Source organism: Streptomyces sp. NPDC048295 (assembly GCF_040652135.1).
Lineage (GTDB): Bacteria > Actinomycetota > Actinomycetes > Streptomycetales > Streptomycetaceae > Streptomyces.
Genome location: NZ_JBEZLL010000002.1, coordinates 304,994 through 315,136 on the forward strand (window position 1 = coordinate 304,994; position 10,143 = coordinate 315,136).

6 protein-coding genes are annotated in these 10,143 nt (G+C 69.0%); 3 read left to right on the top strand and 3 right to left on the bottom strand.

Features of this window, described 5'->3' with window-relative positions; genetic code table 11:
* Positions 1–24: 24 nt before the first annotated feature.
* Entirely contained in the window at positions 25–2,631 is a 2,607-nt protein-coding gene (locus AB0D53_RS03805) for an SdrD B-like domain-containing protein (RefSeq protein ID WP_362439605.1), read from the bottom strand.
* Positions 2,632–4,151: 1,520 nt separating this feature from the next.
* On the opposite strand from AB0D53_RS03805, the gene AB0D53_RS03810 reads away from it, so the two are divergent.
* Positions 4,152–5,057, top strand: coding sequence for an NAD(P)H-binding protein (locus tag AB0D53_RS03810; RefSeq protein WP_362439608.1), 906 nt, complete (start codon positions 4,152–4,154; stop codon positions 5,055–5,057).
* Positions 5,058–5,338: 281 nt separating this feature from the next.
* Here AB0D53_RS03810 and AB0D53_RS03815 read toward each other — a convergent pair whose 3' ends face one another.
* Together AB0D53_RS03815 and AB0D53_RS03820 are read right to left on the bottom strand one after the other, a co-directional pair.
* On the bottom strand, positions 5,339–8,686 hold the full coding sequence (locus AB0D53_RS03815) for a BTAD domain-containing putative transcriptional regulator (protein WP_362439612.1): 3,348 nt from the start codon (positions 8,684–8,686) through the stop codon (positions 5,339–5,341).
* A gap of 69 nt (positions 8,687–8,755) precedes the next feature.
* Positions 8,756–8,896: a hypothetical protein gene (locus AB0D53_RS03820; protein WP_362439615.1), complete on the bottom strand. Its 141-nt coding sequence runs from the start codon at positions 8,894–8,896 to the stop codon at positions 8,756–8,758.
* 100 nt (positions 8,897–8,996) lie between these two features.
* Here AB0D53_RS03820 and AB0D53_RS03825 point away from each other — a divergent pair, with 100 nt between their 5' ends.
* Positions 8,997–9,872, top strand: coding sequence for an ACP S-malonyltransferase (locus AB0D53_RS03825; protein WP_362439971.1), 876 nt, complete (start codon positions 8,997–8,999; stop codon positions 9,870–9,872).
* A gap of 3 nt (positions 9,873–9,875) precedes the next feature.
* The gene (locus tag AB0D53_RS03830; protein WP_362439618.1) at positions 9,876–10,133 is read left to right on the top strand and encodes a phosphopantetheine-binding protein; all 258 of its coding nucleotides are present in this window, start codon (positions 9,876–9,878) and stop codon (positions 10,131–10,133) included.
* The last annotated feature ends 10 nt before the right edge of the window (positions 10,134–10,143 follow it).

Sequence of the window (10,143 nt, forward strand, 5' to 3'; positions counted from 1 at the left end):
GGTGCCGGTCGCACCGCTCCCGGGCTAGCGGTGCTGTGCCCTTCGCCTGCGCATCAGTACGACCAGTGCCGCGCCGAGGACCGTGAGCGCGGCGCAGCCGGCCAGGGCCAGCTGAACCGCCTGGCTCGTGCCGGTGGACGCCAGACCCGAGTTGGACGTGTGACCCGGTGCACCAGGTGCACCCGGTGCGCCCGGAGCCCCCGGCGAACCCGGTTTGCCCGGTGCCGGCGTCGTCGAGGTCGGCGTCGGCGTCGGAGTGGGGCCGGGCAGCCGCTGGTTGACCGCGGTCACCGAGACCCCCTCGTCGAGATTGTCGGAGGTCAGCACCAGCGGCCCGAACACCGCCGTGGCGGGTACGGCGTACCCTTCGGGCGGGCTGACCTCCTGCCAGTAGTACGTCCCCGGCGCGCCGGCGCCCTGGCAGATGCCGTCGGTCCCGGTCAGACAGGGCTTGTCGACCGGCGTGTCCGGCTCCGTCCCGGTGGCCTGCAAGCCGTCGGAACCATTCGTCTCCTTCCACAGCTGGAACTTCGCCTTCGCCAGCGGCTTGCCGTCCTGGTCGTGCTTGACCAGGCGCAGCACGCCTTCCTGTTGCCGGAAGCCGAAGTCGTAGGTGTGATCGTTCTCCCCGGGCCCTCCGGTGGTCAACGCCCGCTCCGGGAAGCGTGCGTCGCGCGGGACGATGCCCTTGGAGTCGATGAAGTGGTTGTCGCCGACATCCGCCTCCGTGGGCACCCACTGGTGGAGGGGACCGCCCTTGGCGTAGTCGGCCGGTTTGTCGAGGCGGATGGTGTACTTGGTCTTCGGCTTCAGGCCACCGGTGACATTCGAGTCGTCGAAGTAGTACTCACCACGCGCCGTCGTCTCGGTCGTCCCCACGAGCTTGCCCGACTCGTCGTACAGGTTGACGGTCGCGCCCACGACCGGGCGCTGACCCGGGCTCTGGATGCCCTTGCGCTCGGGGTCGTACCAGACCCGGTTGCCGATCTGGAGCGGGGCCTGGTCGCACAGCACCTCCAGGTCGCCCATCGAGGCACCCTTGCCGAACGGGGCCACGGTCCCCGCCGGGTTGAGGCGCAGGCCGAACTTCGGGTCCTGCGTGCCATCGCGCTGGAGGAACGACGTGCCGTACCCGAGGGCGGTGTGGTTGGGGTCGAAAGCGGAGGTCGCGATGGTGTTCTCGGCCTTGGAGAGCGCCATGCCGGCGAACGCCGTGTTGCGGTGACCACCCCAGCTGGTGTCGAAGAACCGGGTGCCCCGAGGGGACAGCCCGCAGCCGTTGTTGGTGTCCATCACATACATGCCATCCACCGGGCAGGCCTTGTTCAGGTCACCGCCCGACATGACGACGGCGGCGGAGTTCGGCGTGGGACCGGCCGGCGCGCGGTCGCCGAAGCGGTCGCGGAAGGCCAGCAGCATCGAGCCGTCGGTGTCGAAGGCGACCTCGCCCAACTCCGGTTCGGGTTGCGCGATGGTGGAGTTGCCGCACTGCCGGCCGTTCTGCGAGACCGGGTAGGTGTTCGTCCACGGGAACCAGCCCGTGCCGTCGCAGGGGCCGGAGCCGACCGTCGAGCCGCGCGGGTAGTCCAGCGGCTGGTTCAGCACGGCCTTCCGGAAGGCGCCGGTGCCCAGGTCGAAGGGCAGAACCACCGCGCGCAGGTCCGAGACCTTCCCGGTGGACTCGCCGGAGCAGACCCCGCCGAGGTAGCCGGTGCCGTCCTGCATCCCCAGGCCGAAGGGGCGCCAGTCCCCGGCCGCAGGGCAGCCCGGGTCCGGGATCGTGTAGACGGCCTTCGGCGCCGCCGCGGTCGCCACCGTGGCGTCATAGCGGTAGAGCTTGCGGTTGTTGAGGTTGACGACGAACAGGTCCCTGCCGTCATCGGTGATCTCGATACCGCCCAGGCTCTCCTTGCCCGGCACGGCGAGGAAGCCGTCGTCGGTACCGGAGCCGTGCGCCGTCGTCCCCACGTCCGGGACGACGGTGAACAGAGTGGTCTTCTTCTGCGCGCGATCGGTCACGTAGATGCCCCCGGCGCCGCCCGGACCGTAGTCCGTGGTGCGCTTGGCCACGGCCGAGGAGAACACCCGCTGGTCGGCCTTGTTCCACGTGATGCCGAACAGTGTGCCGGTCTCGGCGTTGGTGGCGATGTCCGTGACGTTGACGTCGACGCCGTCCTGGCCGCGCGCGTCGTACGGGAAGGAGACCAGCGTGCGCTGGTTCCCGCCCTCGCGCGTGGTGGGCTGACAGCTCGTCACCAGTGGCGCGTTCTTCTGGCAGTAGTCACCCGGGGTCCACAACCCGGTGGTGTACGCCACGTTCTTCTGGCCGGAGAGGTCGACGAACTCCTCATTGCTGCTCAACTGGTTGGGCGCACCGTCCAGTCCCTGGCGCGAGGCGAAGGCCGGGAACATCACCCCCGGCTTCGGATTCACCACCTGCACGCGGTACTTGCCGCTGGTGGACCCGCCCGCTGCGGGAGTCAGCGTCACGGTGCCGTCGGCCGCCGTGACCCCTTCGATGCCCCCTCCGGCGTCGTCGGTGAGGGTCACCTTGACGCCCGCGAGGCCCGGTTCCAGCGCGGGTGTCCACACTCCGCTGTTGTCGACGGCCCGGATCACCCGGACCGTCACCGACCCGTCCTCTGCTTGTGAGTGCGCCGCGGGCGCCACGGCTAACGAGCTGCTACCGATTCCCAAGGAGAGCGCGGCCAGGCAGCCGAGGGTACGGCGACCGGGCATGCCCGGCCGTCGCCGACGAGGCCCGGGCGCGGCTCCCTTCACATGTTCATTCGTAGATGTCATCTCCTGCTCTCAGCGTTCAGAAGGGCCTGATGCCCTGCTCGTGAGGGAGTACATAGAGATGCGGAGAACCGCCTTGTCAGCGATCTTAGAAGGGCTTTGGGCAAGATCGTGGCGGAATGAAGAACTTGTTCTCCGGCGAGTATTCACGAGCGGCCTCCGAGGGAAATGGGAGGCACCGCTATGCTGTTGCGGGGCGGGCCGTACCGCCGGACTCCGCCCCGGCCGACCGGCGTTCCATCATGGGCGGCGCGAGTGCCGGAGCTGCTGCCCGCACGGCAACAGGCCCGGGTCCTCGTGAATGCCCGTGCCTTGCTCCGGCCGGAGGAAGAGCAGCTGTCCGCCCTGACGGCCGCCGTCGTGGACGATGCCGGGGAGGGAGCGGCGGTCTTGCTGCTGCCGCTGCTGCGCGGGTTTTCTCGACGGGGCTGTGCCGACCGCTGCGACCAGAGACGACCAGCTCGCCCGCAATGCGGCGGCGACCCCTGGCTGAGCGCGGATACTCCGGCCGGAACCCGCTGAGCGGCCCCGCGGGTCCGACCCCGAAGCCGCCGAGCAGAGCAAGGCGTAGGCCTCCGGAGGCGTGAGCGGGTGGCCCGCTGTCGGTGGGAGCTTGCGGGGCCCTTCCCTCGGCGTGGGGGTGCTGAGTGCGGACCCTTCGGCGACCGCTTCGAGGCACTGACCGATGGTGATCTCGGTGTCCCCCAGCAGGCTGTCGCCCATCCGTGCGGCCGTGGCGACCCGGGGGACGCCGGTGATCTGCAGCAGACTCGTCCCGGCCGGGAGGCAGTCGCCGGGAACGTAGGGGCAGTAACGGAACACCTCGCTGCATGGCGCCGAATCCCGTCCCGCACCCCTGTGACGGACGACGGAGAGTGGTGACCGGAATTCCCCCGTGCCGAGTACGTCATCTCGCGCGCCGACGTCGACGACTGGAATCCGGTCAACGGACAGCGGACCCGCTCCGGCGCCCAGATGGCCGATGCCTTCGAGGACAGCGTCGCCCCAGTGCACCGGGCCGGGCAGACCGTGCTGTGGGCGGGGGCCACCACGACATCGACGCCCAGCTCCGTATCGAGCCCGCGCCCGGCATGCGCCCGGGTCCTCCGTCGTATGGCTGCGATCGGGCACGCAGCGGTCGGATTGCGCCGCGGATCCGCTGCACAGCCCACTGCAGATCGTGTGGCAGTGCGCTTCAGCCGGCTGCTGAGCACCTCGCCGGCCGGTTGGGCATGGGGATTCCGCCACAGGGGCCGACCGTTCTCGCAGCACCTACGGTTCGGCGGGCTCCAGTGGCGCCTTGGTCGCACCCACCACAAGCTGCTCCTATGGACCGCACCCAGGAAACCAGCGTGCCTCCCATTCTGGTGACAGGCGCGGCAGGCAGCGTCGGCGCCGTCGGGCGCTCCGTGGTCGAAGGCCTCCGGCGTCGGGGCCTGCCCGTCCGGGCCATGGTGCGCCGCGACGACGAGCGGGCCGAGGCGCTGCGCGCAACGGGCGCCGAGACCGTCGTCGGAGACCTGACGCGCGCGGGCGACGTCGCCGACGCCGTGGCCGGCTGCGGACGGATGTACTTCGGCATGGGCGTGTCGGCGCAGTATCTGGAGGCTGCCGTGACGGTGGCGGCCGTCGCACGTGCGTACGGGGCCCTGGATGTGTTCGTGAACATGTCGCAGCTGACTGTCTCCGAGATGAACCTCACCAGTACCTCCGAGTCCGTGCAGCACCGGCAGCAGTGGCTGGTGGAGCAGGTCCTCGGCTGGTCGGGCCTGCCCGTCGTCGAGATCAGACCCACCGTGTTCATGGAAAACCCGCTGTTCCGTGTGGGTTTCTCCTCGATCGCGAAGTGCGGAAGCATCAGGCTGCCCTTCGGCCGGGCGAAGACCTCCCCCGTGGCGGCCAGGGACGTCGCCGCGGTCGTGGAGGAGATCCTGGCTGATCCCGCCCCGCACGTCGGCCGGATCCATGAGCTGACCGGCCCGCGCTCGCAGGACGTCGCAGACATGGCGGCGGAGGTCTCCGCAGCCCTGGGCCGACAGGTCGGTTACACCGACGTCCCCTTGCAGGAATGGATCGACGACGATCTCAGGCCGTTGGGGCTGCCCGACCACGTTCTCCAGCACATCTCCACCATGGCCCGGCTTCACGCGGAGAACCGGTACGACCGGAAGACGGACGGGGTCGAGCGGGTCATCGGGCGGTCCCCTTCGGGAGTGGCCGACTACGTCCGCGAGAACCCCGGCCTGTTCAACGCCTGAAGCCACCCCCTCGTCGTACGTCGTCGAGCTTGGTGCGGGTCGGCCGTCCGGCAACGTCGTGACAGCGCACATGTGTTCGGCGACGACGTCATCCGACTCCCGTGCGGCGTGGACGAATTGGTCGATACGACGGCGCAGGTGCCGGGAGTTGTGGCGGACGCGTTCCCGTGGGCCTGCCTCCCCTGAAGGGGCAGCGCGGCGAGATCAACACGAGGGAGGAGGTGGCGGGCCGCCGCCGGGTTCCTGTTCGAGCCCGACCGGGCGGTGGTGCGGAGCACCACTCACTCAGGCAGCACCGCTTCCGCTGATTCCGGGCCCAGAAGCTCGTGCAGAAGGTGCGTGGCGGGCAGAGCGGAGTTGAGGTACACGTACTCGCGCCGGTGCTCGACCACCGCCACCATGGTGCGCAGGGTGTCCACGGCGTCCTCGCGCTGTCCGGCGTGGTGCTGGGCCTGGGCCAGCAGCCCGAGGTGGAGCGGGAGACGTATGGTCGTTCTGGACTGCCGCAGTTCGGCCAGCGAGTTCTTCATGGCCGAGATCCCCTCGCGGCGGCCGGCGCAGGTGAGGGCCCAGCCCAGCGGCAGCTGGAGCATCGCCTTCCAGTAATGCAGCCCATGCTCGGCGGCCAGCGCGACGCCCTCGGCGCCGGAGGTTCGCGCTGTCTCCACGTCCCCCTCCCAGGCGGCCACGATTGCATTGACATAGAGGGCCTGGACCCGGTCCCACGGCCTGCTCTCGTACTGCGTCAGCCGCAACAGGCGACGGCGCTGTTCCGTGGCCGCCGCGCGGTCGTTCAGCAGCCAGCGGGTGAGGACGCAGTAGCAGCGGAAGTAGACGCGTGGGTCGGACCGGTACATTCCGCCCGGTAATCGGCCCTCGCGGGCGAGGCGCTCCGCCAGTTCCGCGCCGTGCTCCAGCTCCTTGAGCGCATCGGGCAGGTGCCCGTGGACGAACAGCGCAATTCCCTCGCCGTACGCCGCGCCGAGCCGGGCCGTCGGCCCTTCGGTGCGCTCCGCGATGTTCCTCAGCAGGACGGACAACTGCCGTGACTCGTCGTAGCAGCCGCGGACGAGAAGCGACACGGCCAGTACCGACAGGACCGCCGGGTCGTCCGGCGTATGAGGTGCCGTATCCGGGGTGTGTCCCCGGGTGATCTCGGCCTCCGCCTCCGCGTCACCGAATCCGCGTACCTGGCCCAGCACATGGCCCAACTCCAGGTGGAGCCACTGCTTCAGGTCGCGGACGGTCGTGCCGTCGGGCAGCGAGCCGGCCATCCCTACCGCACGGCGCAGCCACATCTCGCGCTCCTCGGAGGCCAGCCGCAGTTCCGCGTTCTCCGCCGCGCGCAGAAGCCAGGCCAGCACCCGCTCCGCAGGCATGACGTCCTTGGCGAGCCAGGCGTGGCGAGCGACGCGATCGGTCTCCTCCGGATCGTCTCCGAGCCGGATGTGCGAGGACAGCGCGTCGGCGTACCGGGCGTGCAGCCGTTGGCATTCCTCTTCCGTCAGCTCGCCGACGAGTACCTCCTGAGCCTGGGGAGGGGTGAGGCGGAGCCGTCCGGTGTGCTGCCGGTCGGGAGCGAGCAGGCCGTACCGGATGGCCGACTCCACGATGGCGATGGCCGCATTGCTGCCGACGGCGCGGCAGACCGTGTCCAGGTCGATGTCGGGTGCGACGACCGCGCACAGCCGGAGAAGCCGCAGGACCGGTTCCGGCAGCATGGCGAACTCCTGACGCAGCACTTTGCGCGCGCACGTCACGATCAGGCCGAGGATGTCGTCCGTGGCGCCGGGATCGCGCAGGTCCCTGACATCGCAGAGGAGGGAGAGCATCTGCAGGACGAAGTACGGACTGCCCGTGCTCTGGCGGTGCAGAGCGTCGATGATCCGCTCGTCGACGCCCGGCCCCGCGTGCGCGTCGACCAGCGTGGCGACATCCGGGCGGGCCAGACCGGTGAGCCGCAGTATCTCCACGTCCGGGCCCTTGAGCACCTCGGTCATCACCCGGAACCGCGAGGCATCGGGCCAGGCCTCCAGGTCCCAGCCGGTCAGTACGATACTCAGGCAATGCCCCTGGCGGCGGGTGGTCAGCAGCCGGAGCAGGTCCAGAGAGACGGCATCCGCCCAGTGCACGTCCTCCAGCACCAGCACCAGAGGCTTCTGCGCCGCCAGCGAGAACAGCACTTCGCAGAGCGCGTCGTGGATCCGGAAGGGGCTCTGTGGGCTGTCAGGGGCGCGGCCGTTCCCGGCGCCGGACCCGGCCTGCGGTCCGGGCAGCAGAGAGGCGAGCAGCGAGCCGAACGGCGCGGCAGCAGCCTCGAAGGCGTCGGGTCGCGCCGCCGACAGCCGGCGCAGCACCTGGGTCCACAGCCAGTACCGCGGGACTCCCTCACCGGAGAAGCAACTGCTCCGGACCGTCTCCATGCCCTCGTCCCTGCTCCGGAGGCGCTGAACGAGCTCCATCATGAGGTGGGACTTGCCCAGCCCGGACGAGCCGAACACACAGGCAAGATGTCCACGACCCGTCGCCGCACCCGACGTCGCGGCGACCAGGCGTCGCAACTCCCGTTCCCGCCCTATCAACGGCGGGGGCAGCACCGGTTCGAAGAAAGCGAGCCCAGGGGCCATGGACGTGGCCGCTGCCGTACGGTCCGGTTCCCTCGGCTTCCCCATACTGCGCATGGCGGTCTTCCCGGTCGCGGGAAAGTCCTCTGCCACCTGCCCCGCTGCGCCGGACAGCACGGTCCGGACGGGCCGGGGGAATTCTTCGTCCCTGGCGGGCAGCTCGGTACTCGGCACGGTATGCGCCCGCTGCCCACCGAGTTCCTGCCGGAGCAGAGCGGTGTGCAGCTGCTGGAGTTCGGCCGTCGTGTCCACGCCGTACTCCTCGACCAGGTAGCTGCGGGTCCATTCGTAGACCTCCAGTGCCTCCGCCTGCCGGCCCGATCGGAACAGCGCGGTCATCAGATGGCCCACCAGGCGCTCCCGGGTGGGGTGCTGACGCACCTCGCGTTCCAGTTCCGTGACCACCTCCGCGGTCCTGCCCAGGACGAGACCGGCCTCCGCGGAGGCCTCCAGGGCGGTCAGCCGGACCTGCTCCAGCCGGGTGCTCTCGTCGGCGAGCGGCTGGTGAGTGACGAACTCCGCGTACGGGGAGCCGCGCCACAGTTCGAGCGCGCGGGTGAGCCGGTCGCGGGCGGCCACCGGATCCTGGCGGGCGAGGAAACGGCGCCCCGCGGAGAAGAGTTGTTCGAACTGGTGGACGTCCACGAGCTCCGGAGGCAGCTCGAGGACGTACCCGGGGGCCCGGTACCGGAGGACCGCCGTTCGATCGGGGCCGGCCACGGGGGCCAGTGCCCGGCGCAGATGGGAGATATGGCTCTGCAGTGTGGCGACGGCACGCCGAGGCGGGTCATCCCGCCACAGCTCCTCGACGAGCACAGTGGTGGGGACGACCCGGCCGAGCCTGATCAGCAGGAGGGCAAGCAGCGCCCTGCGACGTGGCGGGCCGAGCGGGATGTCGTGCCCTCCGTACTGTGCCGACATGGGCCCCAGGACCTGCAGCACCGGTCCGGAGCGGGCGGCCGACAGCGGAGGCAGCAGTGCGCTCTGAGCCTGACGTACAGACATCTTCGGCCCCATTCGTTCTCACGCTTGAGACTTCTCCGGTGAATTGATCCTAGAACAGCGGGTGTTCAGTCACGTGATTCGGCTGATGAATGGCCAATAAACGATCACGTAATTGGCAATGTGCTTCACCTGCATGCCGAAGCGACCGGCAAGCGAACGGCAGCCGGCAGGCAAGTGTCCGGACAAGGGATCGCGCCGGGTCGTCAGCATTTCGGCCAGTGGACCGCAAGGGGGGTGGCACAGCATGTGCGGGACCGACGTCGCCGCGTGGTGCGGGCCAACCACCGGCGCAGACCCTGGAGGCATCACGGTGTTCGCGATTTTCTTCCCTGGGCAAGGAGCACAGTTCCGGGGTATGGGCGCAGATGTTTTCGGCCGCTATCCGGGCATGACGCGATTCGCCTGCGACCTTTTGGGGTACGACCTCGTCTCGCGCTGCCGTGACAATCAGGACGATGTGCTCTCACGGACGGAGTGCACACAGCCGGCCCTGTTCACCGTCAACGCATTGCATACGTTCGAGCGTGAGCACCGCGAGGGCCCGCCTGCCGACTACTGTCTCGGACACAGCCTGGGGGAGTACAACGCGCTCCTGGCGGCCGGGGTCTTCGACTTCGAGACGGGGCTGCGGCTCGTCAAGAAGCGCGGCGAACTCATGGCGGCGACATCGGTCGGCGGGATGAGCGCGGTCATGAACACCCCTGCTCCGCGCCTGCTCGACGTGTTGCGGGAGGACGGCGTCGAGGGGGTGGACGTGGCGGCCTACAACACCGACGCCCAGGTCGTCATCGCCGGCAGCGACAGTGCGCTGCGTGCCGCCCATGCCTCTCTGAAGGCACGGGGTATTCGCTTTGCCCCGCTGCGGGTGGGCGCTGCCTTCCATTCCCGCCACATGGAGCCTGTTCGCTCGGAATTCGAGAGTTTTCTCAAAGGGTTCACGTTCGCGGAGCCCAGAACAACCGTGATCTCCAATGTGACGGGGCGACCCTATGAGCGGGGGGCGATACCGGAGATGCTGGGCAGGCAGCTCGTGGAGCCGGTGCAATGGGCCGACAGCATCCGGTACCTCCTTTCTCTCGGCAATGATATCGAGTACGAGGAGATAGGCGGTAAATCCCTTCTCCGTATGATGAAAAGCATTGTGAAGACCGGTAATCAGGACGCTCCCATCAAGAGCGGGGTGTGAGACATGGGCAGGAAGCAGCACATACAGAGGCTCATCGAGGACCAGTTCCTCGTGGAGTTCGACGGGGAACTGACCGCCGAGACCGATCTGTTCAAGACGGGGGTGATGGATTCCTTCGGATACATCCAGCTCCTGACCGCTCTTGAAAGGGACTTCTCGCTCCAGCTGAAGGACGAGGAATTCCTCAGGAACATCTTCTCTTCACTGGAGGCCATCGATGCCTTCGTGGCGAACAAGCTCGCTGAGCGCGACGGCCGCTGAGACCGCGACG

Coding starts and splice junctions, on each gene's coding strand:
- AB0D53_RS03830 (WP_362439618.1), top strand. CDS start 9,876: ATGGGCAGGAAGCAGCACATACAGAGGCTCATCGAGGACCAGTTCCTC.
- AB0D53_RS03820 (WP_362439615.1), bottom strand. CDS start 8,896: ATGCTGACGACCCGGCGCGATCCCTTGTCCGGACACTTGCCTGCCGGC.
- AB0D53_RS03815 (WP_362439612.1), bottom strand. CDS start 8,686: ATGTCTGTACGTCAGGCTCAGAGCGCACTGCTGCCTCCGCTGTCGGCC.